The organism is Anaerococcus nagyae, assembly GCF_017874535.1.
GTDB classification, from domain to species: Bacteria; Bacillota; Clostridia; order Tissierellales; family Peptoniphilaceae; genus Anaerococcus; species Anaerococcus nagyae.
Genome location: NZ_JAGGLS010000002.1, coordinates 1 through 18,665, shown reverse-complemented (window position 1 = coordinate 18,665; position 18,665 = coordinate 1). Strand labels below are relative to the sequence as shown.

Annotated in this window: 23 protein-coding genes and 1 tRNA gene; 1 reads left to right on the top strand and 23 read right to left on the bottom strand. The window is 29.6% G+C overall.

The genetic code is table 11. The features are described 5' to 3' along the window. From mreD to J2Z39_RS02105, 18 genes are all read right to left on the bottom strand, one after another. Entirely contained in the window at positions 1-489 is a 489-nt protein-coding gene (gene mreD / locus J2Z39_RS02190; RefSeq protein WP_117520797.1) for a rod shape-determining protein MreD, read from the bottom strand. Beyond that, positions 482-1,375 carry a rod shape-determining protein MreC gene (gene mreC / locus J2Z39_RS02185; protein WP_117520796.1) on the bottom strand — a complete coding sequence of 298 codons (894 nt, stop codon included), beginning with the start codon at positions 1,373-1,375 and terminating at the stop codon, positions 482-484. The genes mreD and mreC overlap by 8 nt, the downstream gene beginning before the upstream one ends. 6 nt (positions 1,376-1,381) lie before the next feature. Further along, positions 1,382-2,392, bottom strand: coding sequence for a rod shape-determining protein (gene mreB / locus J2Z39_RS02180; RefSeq protein WP_117520794.1), 1,011 nt, complete (start codon positions 2,390-2,392; stop codon positions 1,382-1,384). 11 nt (positions 2,393-2,403) lie between these two features. Further along, entirely contained in the window at positions 2,404-3,084 is a 681-nt protein-coding gene (radC, locus tag J2Z39_RS02175; RefSeq protein ID WP_209813567.1) for a RadC family protein, read from the bottom strand. After that, complete coding sequence (locus J2Z39_RS02170; RefSeq protein ID WP_209813566.1) at positions 3,068-3,598, bottom strand: Gx transporter family protein; 531 nt, start codon at positions 3,596-3,598, stop codon at positions 3,068-3,070. The genes radC and J2Z39_RS02170 overlap by 17 nt, the downstream gene beginning before the upstream one ends. A gap of 2 nt (positions 3,599-3,600) precedes the next feature. Then, positions 3,601-3,996, bottom strand: a complete 396-nt coding sequence (locus J2Z39_RS02165) for a NusG domain II-containing protein (RefSeq protein WP_209813565.1) — start codon at positions 3,994-3,996, stop codon at positions 3,601-3,603. Between the two features lie 137 nt (positions 3,997-4,133). Further along, on the bottom strand, positions 4,134-4,934 hold the full coding sequence (locus J2Z39_RS02160) for an RnfABCDGE type electron transport complex subunit B (RefSeq protein WP_209813564.1): 801 nt from the start codon (positions 4,932-4,934) through the stop codon (positions 4,134-4,136). 9 nt (positions 4,935-4,943) lie between these two features. Then, entirely contained in the window at positions 4,944-5,516 is a 573-nt protein-coding gene (locus tag J2Z39_RS02155; RefSeq protein ID WP_209813563.1) for an electron transport complex protein RnfA, read from the bottom strand. Between the two features lie 9 nt (positions 5,517-5,525). Continuing rightward, positions 5,526-6,197, bottom strand: coding sequence for an electron transport complex subunit RsxE (gene rsxE / locus J2Z39_RS02150; RefSeq protein ID WP_209813561.1), 672 nt, complete (start codon positions 6,195-6,197; stop codon positions 5,526-5,528). A gap of 8 nt (positions 6,198-6,205) precedes the next feature. After that, complete coding sequence (locus J2Z39_RS02145; protein WP_209813559.1) at positions 6,206-6,745, bottom strand: RnfABCDGE type electron transport complex subunit G; 540 nt, start codon at positions 6,743-6,745, stop codon at positions 6,206-6,208. Continuing rightward, the gene (locus tag J2Z39_RS02140) at positions 6,738-7,712 is read right to left on the bottom strand and encodes an RnfABCDGE type electron transport complex subunit D (RefSeq protein WP_209813557.1); all 975 of its coding nucleotides are present in this window, start codon (positions 7,710-7,712) and stop codon (positions 6,738-6,740) included. The genes J2Z39_RS02145 and J2Z39_RS02140 overlap by 8 nt, the downstream gene beginning before the upstream one ends. A 2-nt stretch (positions 7,713-7,714) precedes the next feature. Continuing rightward, on the bottom strand, positions 7,715-9,046 hold the full coding sequence (gene rsxC, locus J2Z39_RS02135) for an electron transport complex subunit RsxC (RefSeq protein ID WP_209813556.1): 1,332 nt from the start codon (positions 9,044-9,046) through the stop codon (positions 7,715-7,717). A gap of 61 nt (positions 9,047-9,107) precedes the next feature. After that, positions 9,108-9,764, bottom strand: a complete 657-nt coding sequence (locus tag J2Z39_RS02130) for a lytic transglycosylase domain-containing protein (protein WP_117520774.1) — start codon at positions 9,762-9,764, stop codon at positions 9,108-9,110. Further along, positions 9,761-10,354 (bottom strand): dephospho-CoA kinase, encoded by a 594-nt coding sequence (gene coaE, locus J2Z39_RS02125; RefSeq protein WP_209813554.1) that lies wholly within the window; start codon positions 10,352-10,354, stop codon positions 9,761-9,763. The genes J2Z39_RS02130 and coaE overlap by 4 nt, the downstream gene beginning before the upstream one ends. After that, on the bottom strand, positions 10,341-12,983 hold the full coding sequence (gene polA, locus J2Z39_RS02120) for a DNA polymerase I (RefSeq protein WP_209813552.1): 2,643 nt from the start codon (positions 12,981-12,983) through the stop codon (positions 10,341-10,343). The genes coaE and polA overlap by 14 nt, the downstream gene beginning before the upstream one ends. A gap of 362 nt (positions 12,984-13,345) precedes the next feature. Then, positions 13,346-13,432: transfer RNA gene (locus J2Z39_RS02115), tRNA-Leu, on the bottom strand. Between the two features lie 30 nt (positions 13,433-13,462). Then, the gene (locus J2Z39_RS02110) at positions 13,463-14,029 is read right to left on the bottom strand and encodes a phosphatase PAP2 family protein (RefSeq protein ID WP_117520768.1); all 567 of its coding nucleotides are present in this window, start codon (positions 14,027-14,029) and stop codon (positions 13,463-13,465) included. After that, a complete protein-coding gene (locus tag J2Z39_RS02105) occupies positions 14,029-15,315 on the bottom strand; it encodes a CapA family protein (RefSeq protein WP_209813551.1) in 1,287 nt (428 codons plus the stop codon). Before J2Z39_RS02105 ends, J2Z39_RS02110 begins: the two co-directional genes overlap by 1 nt. 112 nt (positions 15,316-15,427) lie before the next feature. Between J2Z39_RS02105 and J2Z39_RS02100 the strand changes: the two genes are divergently transcribed. Next, positions 15,428-15,850: a PaaI family thioesterase gene (locus tag J2Z39_RS02100; protein WP_209813549.1), complete on the top strand. Its 423-nt coding sequence runs from the start codon at positions 15,428-15,430 to the stop codon at positions 15,848-15,850. A gap of 27 nt (positions 15,851-15,877) precedes the next feature. Here J2Z39_RS02100 and J2Z39_RS02095 read toward each other — a convergent pair whose 3' ends face one another. From J2Z39_RS02095 to J2Z39_RS02080, 5 genes are all read right to left on the bottom strand, one after another. Continuing rightward, entirely contained in the window at positions 15,878-16,393 is a 516-nt protein-coding gene (locus tag J2Z39_RS02095; RefSeq protein ID WP_209813546.1) for a hypothetical protein, read from the bottom strand. A gap of 28 nt (positions 16,394-16,421) precedes the next feature. Beyond that, positions 16,422-16,928: a cysteine hydrolase family protein gene (locus J2Z39_RS02090; protein WP_117520760.1), complete on the bottom strand. Its 507-nt coding sequence runs from the start codon at positions 16,926-16,928 to the stop codon at positions 16,422-16,424. 260 nt (positions 16,929-17,188) lie between these two features. After that, positions 17,189-17,272, bottom strand: a complete 84-nt coding sequence (locus tag J2Z39_RS08425) for a hypothetical protein (protein ID WP_316235683.1) — start codon at positions 17,270-17,272, stop codon at positions 17,189-17,191. Between the two features lie 62 nt (positions 17,273-17,334). Then, positions 17,335-17,784: a response regulator gene (locus J2Z39_RS02085; protein ID WP_245325661.1), complete on the bottom strand. Its 450-nt coding sequence runs from the start codon at positions 17,782-17,784 to the stop codon at positions 17,335-17,337. Next, positions 17,762-18,217, bottom strand: coding sequence for a hypothetical protein (locus tag J2Z39_RS02080; RefSeq protein WP_209813545.1), 456 nt, complete (start codon positions 18,215-18,217; stop codon positions 17,762-17,764). The genes J2Z39_RS02085 and J2Z39_RS02080 overlap by 23 nt, the downstream gene beginning before the upstream one ends. Positions 18,218-18,665: the final 448 nt, after the last annotated feature.

The window sequence follows — 18,665 nt, the reverse complement described above, 5'->3', positions numbered from 1 at the left end:
TTATATACTATAGGTTGGTATATACATAATTTTTTTTACAATCGCCTTGTAAAGTAAATATATTAGTGCATTTAAAATTGCCTCTATAAGCAGAGGTATAGGTAAATAGTTAGCAAAACTTGTTTGTTGTCTAATTAAATAATATAAAGCAGAAAGGATTAGAAAGTTTAAAATTGTCATTAAAAATGTAAGTACAATTCCACTAGTTTTATCCTTTGAGAATTTAAATCTTTCATTTGCTACTATTGAGCCAATTAAAAAATAAGATAGGGCTCTGACTCCTATTAAATTAGTAAACAAAAAATCTTCAATAAGTCCTACAATTAATCCACCATAAGATCCTATCTTTTTACCTAGTACTTGACTTAGTACAACTGTGGCAGGAATTAATAAATTGATATTAGCACCAAAAATATCAATTTTTGAAAAAATCGTAGTTTGGAGAATAAAACTAATAAATAATACTAAAAAAGTTTTGAATTTATTCATTAACAATCTCCTCCTTATTTTCTAAATTTTCTTTCTCATCTATAGAATAATCAGTATTTCCTTTTAAAATTAAAACCCTATATATATGTGAAAAATCCACTGGTGAATCTACTGTTATATTTTTCCTAAGCGAGTCTTGGCTCATTGAAACATTACTTATAGTTCCAATGTAGATTCCATAAGGATAAACTCCACCAAGTCCACTTGTCATCAATACATCTGAGTTTTTGGCTTCACTTTCTACATCTAACATATAACCTTGTATCGTTCTTGATGTAAATTTATCAATCACTCCATAATCTCCACTTCTTGTATTTATAAATGAGACATCATTGGCTTGATTATTTATAGTTTCCACTCTTGATGTTGTATCAAATACTTCTGTTACCTTTCCTACTAATCCTGTATAGTACTTACTATCACCTACAGCTTGTAAGATTATATCATTTACCGCAACTCCATCTTTCTTACCCTTATCGATAGTAAATGAACTAGTTAATGAGTTAATATCTGTATTTACAACACTTGCTTTCATATATTTATTTTGTGTATCGTTAATTGCCTCTGCTTCATTTTTTAAAAACTCTTCTTTATTAATTACAGATGCTAGTCTTGCATTTTCCATAACTAATGATCTATTTTCCGCTTCTAATCTTTCAACTTCACTACGTGTTTCTTTAGACCCAACAGTTCTTTCTATTTGTTCCATTACTTCAGAAGATACTGAATATGTGAACTTTTCAACTGGTCTTAGTATTGAATTTGCAAGATTAGATCCTGTATCTGATACAACATTTGTCTGTGAAGATATAATTATTGTAATAATCAGGATTAGAATTGTTATTATAAATGATTTGTTTGATTTTTTTCTTCTTATATATGCCATTTTTACCTACTTACGATACTTATAAAACCTATCTGGATCTTCTAAAATCTTACCTGCTCCCAGTATTGCATCAGTAGCTGGATCTTCTGACATAAATGAAGATAATCCTAACTTATTTTCTATGTATTCGCGAAGCCCACTAGCTTTAGAAAATGCTCCTGTTAAAGCAAATCCATCTCTTTTTATATCAGCAGTTAGCTCTGGTGGCACTTTTTCTAAAACTTCATAAATCATAGAAACTACATCATCTGCAAAAGGCAATATACAGTCTACCAAATCTTTACTAGATACATTTACTGTTTTTGGAGCAGCAGTTAATAAATCTCTTCCATCAACATCAATTGCTTTTTCTGCATCTTTAACTTTTAAACTTAGTAGATCAACCTTTATATTTTCAGCCGTATTTTTACCTATATCAAGTTTTTTGTTTTCCCTTATTAGGTCTATTATTGCTTCATCTATGTAGTCTCCACCTTTGTTTAATGTTTTACTTGTAACAATTCCATTAAGTGAAATTACAGCTACCTCTGTAGTACCTGCCCCTAAATTTATTAATAACAATCCCTTAGGATCTTCTGGAGTAAGCCCCATTCCAAAAGCGGCAGCTAAAGACTCATCTACAAGTATGATATCCCTACTTCCAGCATGAAGTGCAGCATCTATTATTGCTCTTGATTCTATATCGGTTATTCCACTAGGTACACAGATTACTACTTTGGGTTGAAGAAATGCCATACCTGGATTTACTTCATTATAAAAGTGGCTTAGTAAAGCTTCAGTTAGATTAAAATCAGTTATAACCCCATTTACAATTGGTTTTACTACGTGAATATTACTCGGAGTCTTCCCTATCATTTCTTTAGCTTCATTACCTATTGCCAAAACTTTTGTATTATTCTCATCTAAAACTATGAGTGAAGGTTCATTTAAAATAATACCTTCATTTTTTTTATAAACTAAAATATTGCTAGTACCTAGATCTATGGCAAAATCTGTAGCAACCATTCTTAAACTCATCTATTTTGCTCCTAAATTAAATTTTCTTTTTTAAAGCTATAATAATCATTATCACCAATTATTATATGATCTAAAACTTTTATATCTAAAATATTCCCTGCATCTACTAAATTTCTTGTTGTCAAAAAGTCATGTTTAGAAGGATTCACATCTCCACTAGGATGGTTATGAACAAAGATTATACTTTTAGCCGATTTTTTAATAGCTGCCTTAAATGCTTCTCTAGGGTGTACTAAAGATGCATCAAGTGTTCCTTTACTTATTACTTCTTTAGATATTATAACATTTTTAGTATTTAAAAGGATAGCATAAAAGTATTCGTTCTTTTTATTAGCCAGTTCATTTTTCAAATAATTATAAATATCTTCACTTTTTTCTATTTTTATAATTTCCCTTTCCATAACTTTTTGAGCGATTCTTTTTCCTAGCCTTAAAGATGCCACAATAGAACAGGCTTTTGCATTCTTTATTCCATTAATATGTGTTAGCTCAGCCACTTCAATATCTGCAAGATCTTCGTAAGAGAAAGTATCTAATATTTCTTTTGATAATTCTATGACGTTTTTTTCTTTATTACCCGTAGCAATAATTATTGCAAGTAATTCCTCATCTGTAAGAAGATCTGCCCCATATTTTATTAATTTTTCTCTAGGTCTATCATCTTGATCCAAATCTTTAATTGTTTTTTTCATTTGAATTAACTCCAAATTTTATTTTATCCATATGTTTTGTTATATAGTTAACACTTAGACCTACAAAAAAACTAGTAAATACACCCATAATTACTAAAGCCGGAAAGTAGATATACATTTTTATATTTCCCATCACAATTGATGCAACAAAAATTTGTCCAAAGTTATGAAAAAAAGCGCCAATTTCACTTATACCTATAAAGCTAAAAACTTTCTTACAATATTTTAAAGCAAATCCCATAGAAATACTTGCAAGTATTGCACCAGCAAATGAATAGAAAAATGCTGTTACAGAACCTGTAATAAGCATAAGTAAAAAAGATTTTAATATTGCTACTAAAAAAGCTACCCTAAATCCATATATATATAAGGCTAATAATAAAATCATATTAGAGAATCCAAGCTTAGCTCCTGGTATCGGAACAGGAACTGGTATAGAGTATTCTATAATTGAAATAGCTAAAGCCATTGCTGTAAGCAAAGCTATATTTGTTACTGTTTTTGTATCTTTCATTATTATCTAACAACCTTATCTATATCATTATTTGTGTCACTATTAGGATCTATTATTTCAAGAAAAACTTGATTTGGTAAGCAAATTATTGTTTCACCCATTTCTTTTATAGGATGCATATGAACACAAATCTGATCTCTACAATTTGCTTCTTTCATATATACTTTACCATCCTTTATTATAATCTTATTATATTTGTTGTTATCCTGTAAAACTATTTCACGATCTTCATCTAAGGGTAATTCATATAGAAGCTTAGAATTTTTCTCAACCCTTAATAGCTTACTTGTGTTGTTGCTAATTTTTTCTATATTATTATTTGATATAGTAAATGCCATTAAAATACTTATTACAAGCAAGGAAATGGATATTATAATATCACCCTTTTTGATTTTCATAAAATACCTCTTTAATATGATTAATAAAATGCCTCATTATATGAGTTTACATTTATTAGTTTTTAATGTCAATTAAGCATAAAATAAGTATTTTTTTGTAAAAAAATAAACCGGATAACCGGTTTATCTTATTTTTATTAATTAAATACTTCTATACAAGAATTTGGACACTTATCTGCAGCTTGTTGTAATAATTCAGGATCTAAGTCGTTATTAATAACTTCTTCTGATAAATTTTTCTTCATCTCAAATCCTTCCGGATAAGTTTTTGCACAAAGTGTACATGCTATGCAAGCTTTATCACATTTTTTACGTGCATCCTTACCTTTTTCTTGATTTGAACATAATACTACTGCTTTTTGTGAGTATGGTACTAGGCTTATAATATCTTTTGGACAAGCTGCAACACATTTTCCACATGCAACACATTTATTACGATCAACTTTAGCAACTCCATTATGTACATGTATAGCATCAAATGGGCATGTATTTTCACATGTTCCACAACCTAAGCATCCATAATTACATTCTTTTTTCCCTCCAAATAAAGCAATTTGAGCTCTACAATCCGTTAATCCTGAATATTCAAACATATCTTTGGCGGAATCACAGTCACCATTACATTTTACAACTGCAACTTGTCTATTATCATTTGCCACAGCTTCAACTCCCATAGCTTTAGCTACGTTTGCAGTTGTTGATGGACCACCTATTACACAGGCATCCACAGGTGCTTCACCTTTAGCTATGGCTGCTGCACATCCATCACAACCTGGATATCCACATGCACCACAGTTGGCACCTGGAAGAGCATTTCTTACTGCTTCTTCAGTTACTGATGTTTCGACTTTGAATTTTGAACTAATTAGTCCAAGGAGCGTAGCAAATAAAAATCCTAGAACACCAAGAACTAAAACTGGTAATAATATTTCATTCATAAATGACTCCTATAATCCTGCAAAGCCCATAAATGCTATTGACATAAGTCCTAGGGTAATAAGACTCATTGACGCACCCTTAAAGGCTTCTGGAGTATCATTTTCTGCAATTCTTTCTCTTATGTATGATAAGATCATCATAACTAGCATAAATCCTAATGATGCTGCTAGGGCATAAACTATTGTTTGAAGCAAATCATATTGGTTTGTAATTGTTTTTATAGCTACACCTAGTACTACACAGTTAGTTGTAATAAGCGGTAAGAATACACCCAAAGCGCCATATAAGCTAGGCATATTTTTTTTCATTACAGTTTCAACTGCTTGTACTAATGATGCAATTACTAAGATAAATACAACTGTTTGTAAATATTCTATATGTAATGGCTCAAGTAAGTAGTATTGAATAAACCAGGTTACTATTGAAGATAATGTTATTACAAATATAACTGCAAAACTCATACCACGAGCTGTATCAACCTTGCTAGTTACACCTAAAGTAGGGCAAATTCCCAAGAATTGTCCTAAAACATAGTTAGATACAAAAATTGCACCAATAATTATTGATATTAAATCTGACATATTCCCTCCCTATTTAGTTGTTCTTGCTTTTTTATTATTATGAGCTGCATAAGCTGCAAATAATATTCCTAAGACTATAAATGATGAAGCTGGTTGTTGTAAAAATCCAATTGTATAATCTGCTGGGATTATTGTTTTACCAAATACTGTTCCTGCTCCTAATAATTCTCTTACAAAAGCTAAAACTGAGATAGCAAGAGTATAACCAAGTCCTTGTCCAAGTCCATCAATAATTGAAGCTAAAGGACCATTTTTTGAAGCAAATCCTTCTGCACGAGCAAGGATTACACAGTTTACTACAATTAGTGGGATAAATATACCTAAAGATTTATATAAAGAAGGTACATACGCCCTAAGTACTAACTGAACTATAGTTACAAATCCTGCAATAATTACGATAAAAGCTGGGATTCTAATTTCATCTTTTATAAAATTTCTAAGTAAGGATACTACTAGGTTACTCATAACTATTACAAATATAACTGATAATCCCATACCAATAGCATTTTGCATAGTTGATGAAACCCCTAGTACCGAACACATCCCAACTAATTGGACAAATACTGGGTTGTTTTTAAATATACCATCAGAAAATACCTTACCAAGACTTACTTTTTGTTTTCTTTTACTATCTACCTTTGTATTTTCGTCTACAAGAGGTCTGTCTATTTGTTGTTCCATAATAACTCCTACTCTAGACTAGCTAGTACTTCTCTAGCATCATTTATACCATTTACAATAGTTTGAGTTGAATATGTTGCTCCAGAAATACCTACTATTTCATTTTCGCCACCAGCTTCTGAATAGCCAACTTCATTATCCATATTTACTCCAACCATTCCCTCTTTAAAGAAATCTTGTTCCATTTCAGCACCAAATCCTGGTGACTCTAAGTGATTTAATGGAGCAAATCCTGTTATGTTATGGTCTTTGTCAACACCTATTAGGTATTCAATATCTCCACCATATCCACCTGGAGAATTGATTTGGAATACATACCCTTCTCCATCACTTGTAATTGCTTTATAAACATTTTCTATTGTATCTGGTTTTTTGACATCTATTTCTTCATAAGAATCTGCAGGATAAACTACAGATAAAGATTCTTTTAATTCTTTTGCTTGATTTTCTGCAACTACTGGAGCTGTTAGACTATTTGTAAAAGCAAGTGCTAAAGCTACTACTGCTGTAATGGCAAATAATCTTAAACCTAATTTAAAATTATTCATTTTCCACTCCTTTTTGTTTGCTATAATCTACACCAAATACTTTTGGTCTAGTATATTTTTCTATAATTGGTACAACTAGATTTGCAAGTAAGATAGAATAACTTACACCTTCTGGATATCCACCAAAAGATCTAATAATCGCTGTTAGTAAACCTGCAAGTACTGCATATATTATTTGTCCTTTTGGTGTAACTGGGCTTGTTGTATAATCTGTTAGCATAAAGAAAGCTCCAAGTAATAAACCACCAGAAAGTATATATCCTAATATATTATCAAATCCTTGGAATAAACCACCCAGTACAGTAGCTGTTAATATGTATATTAAAGGCATTTTAATATTAATAACTTTTCTAATTAATAGATAGATAAATCCAATTAATAATGCCAAAGCTGAAACTTCACCTAAAGATCCAGGAATATTACCTAAGAATAAATCCATTATTTTATAACTTGCTGGATCAGATAACGGTGTAGCACTAGATACAGCTGATACATCACCAACTGTACTTAATAAATCTACTCTTTGAGGTGATACAAATTCTGACATATTGCTTGACCAACTTGCTAATAAAAATGCACGTGCTGCAAGAGCAGGGTTTACAATATTTTGTCCCAAACCTCCGAAAGGCATTTTTACAACAGCTATAGCAAAAATCGCTCCAATAACTATTTGCCAAACTGGTAAAGTGCAAGGTACGTTATAGGCTAATAACAAACCAGTTACAACCGCTGATAAATCTCTTATTGTATTATCTCTTTTTGTTGCTTTATTAAAAATTGTTTCAGTCAAAACACATGTCAAAACTGAAGCAAGTATTAAAATTAACGCTCTATAGCCAAAAAAGTAAACAGCTGCAATTCCTGCAGGAACTAAGGCTATTATTACATCAAGCATCTCCTTATGTACTGTACGTTTACTTCTAACATGAGGAGAGGATGTTACTAATAATTTTTGTGTATTTTCCATATTTACTTACCTGCCTGTCTAATTTGTCTCTTACCAAATCTAATAGCTTCAACTAAAGGTCTTTTTGATGGACAAATATATGAACATGATCCACATTCAATACAATCCATAATTCTATAATTTTCCGCTTTATCCAGTTGCTCATTTAAAGAAAACTTATGGATATAAAGTGGCATTAAGTTAACTGGGCATACGTCTACACAACGCGCACATCTAATGCATGGATTTATATCTTCTGGTTTAGCTTCTTCTTTAGTTTGAACTAAAATACAGTTTGTAGCTTTTTCTACTGGGTTATTTGCATTTGGTTGAGCAATACCCATCATTGGTCCACCGTTAATAAGTTTACCAATTTCTCCTTTTGTTCCACCAACTGCATCAATAGCGTATTCAAATGGTGTACCAATCTTAACTACAACATTTTTTGGAGTATTGATATTGTGTCCTGTAACAGTCATTATTCTTTCTATAAGTGGTTTATCGTAATAAATTGCTTCGAAAACTGCATTTACAGTAGAAATATTAGAAACGATAACACCAGCATCCATAGGAAGACCACCTGATGGTATAGTTCTAGAAAGTGTAGCATCAATCAATCTTTTCTCATCACCTTGAGGATATTTTGTTGCAAGTTTTACTGCCTTTATGTTAGGTTTATTGCTAGCTTTTGATGGATTATTAGCTATGTATGAGTTTATTTTTTCAAACGCTTCAGGCTTATTATCTTCAATGGCGATAATCCCTTGGCTTGCTCCACTAGCTACCACTAATAATTCTAAACCTCTAACAATGTTTTCAGGCTTATGTTTCATCAAAAAGTCATCACATGTTACATATGGTTCACATTCTGCACCATTAACAAGCACTGTATCTACAGGTTTATTTGGTGAATACTTAATGTGTGTAGGGAATGCTGCTCCACCCATTCCTACTATTCCAGCCTCTTTGATTTTTTCTACTATCTCTTCTTTATGTAAATCAACATTTTCATTTAATATGTACTCTCTAGTTTGATCATATCCTTCAGTATCTATTACTACTGCTTGGGAATTTTTCCCTGATGCTGTTTGAATATCGATGATATCCTTTACAACTCCAGCTACAGAAGAGTGGATATTCGCTGAAAAATTACCAACAGCTTGGCCGATCAAATCTCCAATGTTAACTTCATCTTTCTTTTTTACAAGACATTTGCTTGGTGCACCTATATGTTGAGTAAGTGGAATGATAACTTCACTTGGCGTATCTAATACTAGTAAATCACTATTCTCAGATAGCTCTTTGAACTCATCGATGTGGACACCCTTTTTAAATGTCATAACATCTGCTGCCATATACATCTCCTTAATAATTATTCTCTGTTCTATTATAAATGAATTTTACACATTCATCAACTCAAACTACATTAAATAGTATTTGGTTGACAAATTTCATAAAATTATTATAACTTAATTGTTCTAAATTTGTTAAAGTATTATTATCTGGTAAGCTATCTTTATAAAAAGTTTTATAAACATCATAAGTTGCTTCTACCTTAGTAACATATTGTCTAGTTTCATCAAAAGGAATCTTTGAAATATCTGGATTGTTCTTATCTATAATTCCTTGTTTTATCCATTTATCAACATTTCCAACACCACCATTATAAGCGGCAAGAGCTAATTTTCTATTATTGTAGTAATTATATAAGTAATTATAGTAACCTACTCCTAAATTTAAATTATAATCAATATCATTAAGTTTTTCTGGATAATAATCTATTCCAACAACCTCTGCAGAATGTCTAGCTGTTTCATCTAATAGTTGCATCAGACCTTGGGCTCCTTGATGACTTTTTGCATCATTGTCAAAATCAGATTCTACTTTTACAATGGATGCAGTTAAGATCGGATCTACATTATACTTTTCAGAATACTCTGTTATTTCATCTTGATAATCTATTTGAGTTCTTGAAGTTTGATAGGCAATTATACCATAAGTTGCTAGTATCAAGGTTATGATAGCAAGTATAATAAAGCCAAATACTTTTCCTATAATCTTTAAAACTTTCATAATAAGTCCTTATCTTCCAAAACTTGTTTTAACTGTTCCTTGAGTTCTTCAATTGATGAACTATTATCAAATACTACATCGCTGTTAGCTTTCATTCTTATTAAATCTTGTTGAGTTTGTATTTTAGCCTTTGCATAAACTAAATCTATATTATCTCTCTGCATCAATCTTTCAAGTTGGGTTTGATAATCAGCTACAACTAGCCATACCTGATCATTATCAAATCTTTCCTTTAATTGAAAATATAAAGGAATTTCGATAAATACAACTTTTTCTTTGGAATATTTTACCAAATAATCTATTCTATTCAATATATTTTTATGAGTTAGTTTATTTAGAATCTCTAGTTTTTCTTTGTCCGAAAATATAATTTTAGCTAACTTCTTCTTATCCAACTTATCTTCTATGAAAGCTTCATCAAACAAATTAGAGTCTTTAATAGCTTGATAATTTGCCTCACCTTTTTCTAAAAGTTCTCTATTTATATCATCTGATGATAAAACTTTATAACCTAATTCTTTTAAAAGTTTTGATAAAGTTGACTTGCCTGAAGCGATAGTTCCAGTAATTACTATTTTACTTGGATTCATACATGCTATCTCCTGTATCAATTTCCACCAATAATGGAACTTTCAATTTTGCAGCAGATTCCATAGATTCTTTTAAAATTTCCATAGCCGTATCCTTATCTTCATGTGAAGCTTCCAAGATGATCTCATCGTGAATTTGAAGAATGATTTTTGCATCAATTCCTGCTTTTTTTAAATTTGTATCTACATTTATCATGGCAATTTTAATAATATCTGCTGCTGTTCCTTGAATAGGGGTATTAAGAGCAACCCTTTCTCCAAAACTTCTAACATTGAAATTTTTAGAGCTAATTTCTGGAACATATCTACGTCTATTAAATAAAGTATCAACATAGCCTTGTTCTTTTGCAGTCTCTTTAACACCATCCATATATTCTTTAATTTTTGGATAGCCTGCAAAAAAGCTTTCTATATACTCTTTTGCAAGAGGCCTTGGTATATCAAGATTTTGAGAAAGTCCATAATCACTTATTCCATAAATAATCCCAAAATTTACAGCTTTAGCATTATACCTTTGAACTTTACTTACTTTTTCAATTGGTGTATTAAAAACTTTTGAGGCAGTTTTTGTATGAATATCCACTCCATTGACAAAAGCATCTATCATGTTTTTATCTTCAGAAAGTGAAGCTAAAATTCTAAGCTCTATTTGTGAATAATCCGCATCTATTAAAATCTTACCTGGACTAGCCTTGAAGGCTTTTCTGATCTTTCTTCCTTCTTCTGTTCTAATTGGTATATTTTGTAGGTTTGGTTCAGTAGATGATAATCTTCCTGTAGTAGCTATATTTTGTCTAAAGGTTGATCTAATTCTTCCATCATTATCTATGGAATTTTCCAAACCCTCTATATATGTTGAGCGCAATTTATACATCTCGCGATATTTTTCAATTTTTGGTATTATTTGATGTTCATCTCTTAGTTTTTCTAAAACTTTCGCATTCGTTGAAAACCCTGTTTTAGTCTTTTTTATAACTGGTAAAGAGAGATCTTTAAATAATACTTCTCCTAATTGTTTTGGAGAATTTATATTAAATTCGCTACCAGCAAGATCATAAATATCTCTAGTAAGTCCATCCAAAACTTTATCGATTTCAGCTTTTAAATCTTCTAAAACTTCTTTATCTGTGACAAAACCGGTGATTTCCATCTTTGCAAGAACTTTTGATAGTTTGATCTCTATATCTTTATACAGATCATACATACTATAAGTATTTAACTCTTCAATTAGTTTATCTTTAGATTTTTCTATAGTATAAAGATAAGAAGCAAAATATGAATTCATTTCTTCTTTATTTACTTCAGAATATTTTTTAGTCTTTGCCCCTTTTCCTATTAAATCCACTTTGTTTATAACTTCATAATCAGAATAAACTTGACTTAAAGTCTTAATATCATAAGAAGATCTTGACGGATCAATCAAATAGTGCATGAGCATTAAATCATCATAATCTAAGTTTAAGTCTATAGAGAGCTTAGCTAATAATACTGCATCTTCTTTTATATCAAATGAATTTTTTACTATAGTTGGGTCTTCAAAAACTTCCTTAAATGAATTAATAAATTTTTCATCTGGAGATATTATGTAAGTATCTGTTTTATGAGTTTTTATTGCTATTTTATAAATACTTGAATGAATATAATTCTCACCATCAAAAATAGACTTAAAGCTAAATTCCTTATTTCTCTTTATAATTTCTAAAAGTTTGTCATAATCATCAGTTTCTTTATAAGGAAATTCTCTATCTTTATTAGCTTGATCTGTTTTTCCTTCGATTTTTTCTAAAAATTTATTAAAATTATATTTAGAAAATTTCTCTTTAAGAGCTGGATAATCAGGCTCGCTAAGAATTAAATCGTCAAGATCTATATCTACAGGAGCATTTTTTACTATAGTTCCAATTTTTTTGCTCATGTAAGCGATAGCTTCACTATCAATGAGAGTTTGCTTAGTCTTCTTACCAGTTACTTCATCAATATGTTCATATAGCCTTTCTATAGAGCCATATTTTTGAATAAAATCTCTAGCCTTTTTAGGACCTATACCATCTACACCTGGAATGTTATCTGACTTGTCTCCTTCAAGGCCTTTCACATCTATAAGTTGCTTTGGTGTTAAGCCATATTCATACTTTATTTTATCAATGGTATATTCTGTCATATCAGATATACCTTTTTTAGTAAGATATACAGTTATATGTTCATCAACTAATTGTAAATAATCACGATCCCCTGTAATTATTACAACTTCATAACCTTCTTCTTGACCCATTTGTGCATAGGTACCAACTATGTCATCAGCTTCAAAACCATCTAAATCTGTATATGAAACTTTCATAGAATCAAGTATATCTTTTAAAATTCCAAACTGATAGCCTAGTTCTGAGGGCATCTTATCACGAGTAGCCTTATAATCTTTAAATTCTTCATGACGAAAAGTTTTGGAAGATCTATCAAAGGCAACCAAAACTGAATCAGGATTATATTTATCAAAGGCGTTTTGATACATGGTCAAAAATCCATAGACTCCATTAGTCATAACCCCATCATTATTAGTAAGGTTAGGTAAAGCAAAAAACGCTCTAAATATTAAGCTTGATCCATCTATTAACATAAGTGTTTTACTCATTTGTAACTCCTTACTTATAGTATAACGTATCTAAATCATATTTAAAAGTTTTTACTAGAAAGGGACTGTTGCAGAATGAATAAATCAGCCTAAAATCATTAGAAGAATCTCTACGGAAATTTTGCCTCGACAAGCCGACAAGCTATGTAAAAAATTTCCTAAAAGAACCTTATAATGATGAGACGATAATTATTCATAGTTTTGCAACAGCCCCTTAGTAAATATGTATTAAATTTTCTAAGTTTTTTAAGACATGTCTGTGATTTAATAACAAAATTCATTCTAACTTAGCCAGACAAGTCATCTAACTTTAATTTCATACCTTTTGAATATAACTATTCAAGGATCTTGTAAATACTTTTTGGTGCTGGTGGTGGGACTTGAACCCACACGCCCTAATGGACAACAGAGTTTGAGTCTGTCTCGTCTGCCAATTCCAACACACCAGCTTAATAGTTACTAGATGATTATAGCATAATTTATTCTCTTTGTAAATTAAATTTATTAAAAATTTGATTAATATATCCTTTAAAATATGCTCTCATTGAAAAGGTACCTATCAATATACCAACTACTGCTCCAACGATTACATCTGATGGAAAATGAACAAATAAGTATAAGCGACTAAATGCTATCAATATTGCTAATATAGCTATAAATATTTTAAGCATCTTGCCTCTAGCCATAAAAGCTACTATAGTTGCAAAGGTGAATGCATACGAAGCATGTCCAGATGGGAAAGAACCATCTGATAAGGCTGGAACTAGGAGTTTTATATTGTTAACATAATTATAGGGTCTAACTCTCCCTACTATATTTTTTAATAAAATATTCACTAAAAGTAGATTTAAAATAAAAGCAATAATCATTACCTTGCCCATTTTTTTATATTCTTTAGTAGATAAACAAAATAAAATAAAAGCTATCCAAAATATTGATCCATTACCCAAGGCACTTATACTCACAAAAAATGAGTCTAGAGTAGGATTTGATATATATTGGATTGCCTTTAATATATTAAGTTCAAAACTTATCCACGTTGTCATTACTCACCTTCCATTGAATGAAGTGTTTTATTAGTATCATCATAAGCTTGTTGAATCCTATTTCTTTGATTTTCATCTACCTTATCATAGTACTTACCGCCTTCTAAGAAATCTTCACACCTATACGTACTAACACTTTTTCCATATTCATTATAAGTCATACCAACCCAAAGAGGATATTCATCTATTTGGTCAATACTTGTAAAACCATCAGATAAATTTTTAGATAATTTAAACTCATAAGCTACTGATTGTTCTGTTCTAATATCATTTACAGTTTCAAGATTTTGTATGCTTATAAAGTTACCACAAGCATAGGCAATAAATCCTTTATTTCCATTTTCTGATTCATATAATTCATAGGGTTCTACTACGTGTGGGTGATTACCAATAACTAAATCTGCTCCCCAGTCAATCATCTTATGACCTAGATCTATTTGACTTTGATCAGCATCTGACCTTAGTTCTATGCCCCAATGTGGATAAACTACTACAAAATCCGCTCCATGCTCTTTCGCATCTCTTATATCCTTTTTAATTAAATCTTCATGTATATAGTTTACTTGATCAACTTCATCTCTTACTACAAATAAATCTTCAATGCCATTACATCCGTAGGTATATGATAAGAAAGCTATATTTATATCACCGACTTTTTTTATAATATATCTTTCATTTCCACTTTTTCTTGTCCCAACATGGTCAAGTCCTGCTTCTTCTATAGCATCTATAGTTGTTCCTATCCCTTCCATTTCAGAGTCTAAGGAGTGATTATTGGCAGTAGTTACTATATCAAAACCAGCATCAGCAATAGCCTTTAAATATTCTGGAGGTGCATTAAACCTTGGGTGACCTGCATAAGCTTTATTTGGATCTGTAGTTGTCTCATAATTAGCAATTGCTATATCTGCATCACTTATAAAATCTGATATATACTTAAAGGAATCTTTAAAATCATACGATCCATTCCCTTTGTTATAGGCATACTCAATTTGACCCATATTTGCCATTATATCTCCAACTGCCTTTAGAGTTATGGTTTCTATTCTATCTTCTCTACTTATAGTTTCTTCACTTGTTTCATCTTTTCTAGGATCCTTATCTTCACTTACTTGCTTATTAGAAGTTTTCTGTTCTGTTTTATTTAAATTCCCTTTTCTTAGCATATTATCTAATGAATCTGCAGTTCTTATAGGCTCCTTAACTCCTTCTTGTTTTTCATTTCCACACGCACTAAAAATAAAAATAAATGTTAATATCAGTAATATCTTCCTAAAATCTTTCATCAAAACTCTCCTATCTTTTGCACGCACATATATATTTTAACCCATATTGTAAATAAAATATACATAATTTATTAGAATGATTGGTATAATTAATAAATAGAAGGAGAAATAAATGACATTTAACGAATTTTTAGATCCAGAATATCATATAATGAACAGTGAAGTTGTAGAATTAAGAATACCCTACAAAGATGTATATATAAATGAATTAGGTAGTGTTCATGGAGCTATAATCATGGCTATAGGGGACTTAGCCACTGGGTTAGTAGCAATTGACAAAAAATATTTGGCTCCAACTCAAAGCTCCTATACAAATTTCCTAAAACCTATAATTAAAACGGAGTATATTTACGCAAGAGCAGAACTTGTAAAAAGAGGTAAAAGAACAGTAACAGTTGATTGTAAAATATGGTCCGACGATACAGATCTTGCAGCTATCAATAGAACTGAATGTACAGTAATTAGTAATGAATTAGATATACAAAAGTCAAAAATGATGGAAAATTTAATAAATGAAAATTATAAGAAATATTAAAAATTGGGCTGATTAAGCAGCCCTTTCTTATCCCAAAATTTTATAAGCATCTTTTTTACCTTTACTATATGTTATCATAAATAATGCTACACCCAAAAATAAAAGTAAAATACTATACAAATATTTAGCTGTTTTATTAGCCATATAATTTGCATTATTAGTAACTAGAAAATATATAAACGGAATTAGTATCATAAGCAATATCCCAATAACCAAATCTTTTCTAAAAATTTTATTATAAGACTTTCTTTGTAAATCTATGTATTCAAAAGCTGCCACAGTATACTTTCCATCGACATTTTCTTGAATCTTTCCCATCCTTATTTTACCAGTAACAATTAAAATTACTCCAACTGCAAGAATTATAAGAGAAGGTAATATTTTATTAGTTATATTCTCATTTTTTATAAAAAAATAAGGAATTATAGCAACTATGATTATAAAAATTCCAAGAGCAAATAAAAGAGCATTAATATTATATCTGCTTACTAACTTCTTTACAGATTCTGTATCTTTAAATTCAGATTTATTTATTTCATTCATGTCAATCTCCTTAAAGAGATTATACCCATTATACTATATTAATTTGCACAGATTTCATAGCTTCTAAGGCTAATCTATGATTAGCATCGCTTGTCCCCTTGCACATTGAACTTATAACATTAATAGGTGTATTTGGCAAAGCATTCCTCACTAAAATTGCATTTGAAATTACACAAATATCAGTACATATACCTACAAAACTTATCTTTTCAATTTTTTCTCTTTCATCTAAATTTTTTAGATAACTAACTAAATCATAAGATCCAAAAGTGTTCTTATCAAAAATTTTATAGCCTTTTGTATCAATTCTTATTTGCCAACCGTAAGTGTCCTTTATACAATGGGTTACTGGTAAATTTTTACCTTCTAATGTATTTAGATAATCTTCATTATGGGTATCCCTTGTAAATATTACTTCACCATCAAAATCTTCAATTAAGTTTTCTATAGGCTCTATTATCTGATCATTACCAGTATTTCCCAATGTTCCATCTATAAAATCATTTTGCAAATCTATTATTACCAAAACTTCCATAATTTCTCCTTTTCTTTATTATAACAAATGTATATACAGTGAGCAACCATTATTCTAACTACTTGTAAAGCCATTCATTGCAAAAAACATAATATCTATTAAGATAACTTATAATCGAACAGTTGTAAAAATAGCTTATTCATTTTATATATTTTTATCACACCAATTAGACTCTCTTTTAAAAATATAATCTAGAAATTCATTAAAAATAATGGAGACATAGTTATAAATCTCCAAAATAGTGAATCAATATATTTTAATTACATAACTGGATTAATATATCCAATATCCATAGCCTTATTATAGGCTTCTACAATATTTTTAGCTCCTAATTTATCATATATATTAGCTATGTGATTGTATAATGTTCTTTCACTTATAAAAGTTTTTTAGCTATATTTTTTTATTATCCCCCCCTTATTAGTTCATTAAGTACTTCAAGCTCACGCTTTGTTAGTAGATCAGTATTTACCTTATATATGTTTTTATACCTACCTTCATAAACATCTTTAATTCTTTTAAACAAGTCTTCTATTTCTATAGATTTATTTATAAAGTCTTTTGCTCCTAATTTTAAAGCAGTGTTTCTGTAGTTGTCTAGGTCACAGGAGGTCAAAATAATTATTTTTTGATTTTGATACTTATTTAAAATTTTTTCAATTAATTCAAGGCCAGTTATCTTATGCTTTAAATTTATATCAATTAAAAGAATATCGTATTTTTCCACTTTTAATCTTCTGAAAAGCTTATCTATACTAGATATGTAATCGCATAATTCTATATCATCTTGTTCTTTTAACAATTGTTTTAAAGATTGGCCAAATATTTTATGATCATCCAATAAAAGAATTTTCATTATAATCTACCTCCAAAACTACCCTAGTAGAAAGTACATTATCGTTTAATTTGTACTCTATATTTCCTGAATTAGAATCAATTAAAAGATTTAGTAACAAAACACCTCTCCTAGACTCTTTAATGTTTTTAAAATCCTCTATGTTAGCTCCATCACTATTTATCTCTATTATTACAGAGTCTCCTTCTTTAAACAACATATATATTAAATAAGTTGCATCTGAATGTTTATAAACATTGTTTACTAATTCTTTTGTTATCACTGAAATCAATTTCATACTTCTATTATTTTTTTCATTTAACAGTTGTTTATCTATAATCTGTTCAGTTTTAATATCCTTATTAGGATATAAAGATGATAAATTTTCAAATATTGCTGATATCGAAGTATTAATATTAGATTTTTCAAATAGATTAGATTGATAGAATTTCATTATATTTCTCGATTTTTTTTCAAGATCTCTTAAAATATTTTTGGCATAAACTATATCAGGATCTTTTAAGGATAAATAATACAATTTATAAGTTTTTTCATAGGTGTTTTCTTTTTCTTTAAGGAATATAACAAAGCAGCTTTCTAATAAAAGAAATATTAAATTATAAAATATATTTACCATGAAAGGATCTATGTCAAATAAAGGAATCTCTTACAATCATTTTATTTCTAGGATAAAAAATCATAATTATATAATGAAGTGGATATTCGGTATAATTGCTACGGTTATTAGTGCAGTTATTGGAGCTATTATAATTTCAAAATTAGGTTTTTAGATATAAAATTAAATATACGCTTAACGCTTATAACTTTAATAGACCAACTAAGAAAGTCAATAGTTATTTTTAAAAATTTTTTTGAAAAATTTTTAAGTCACAAAACTTAAA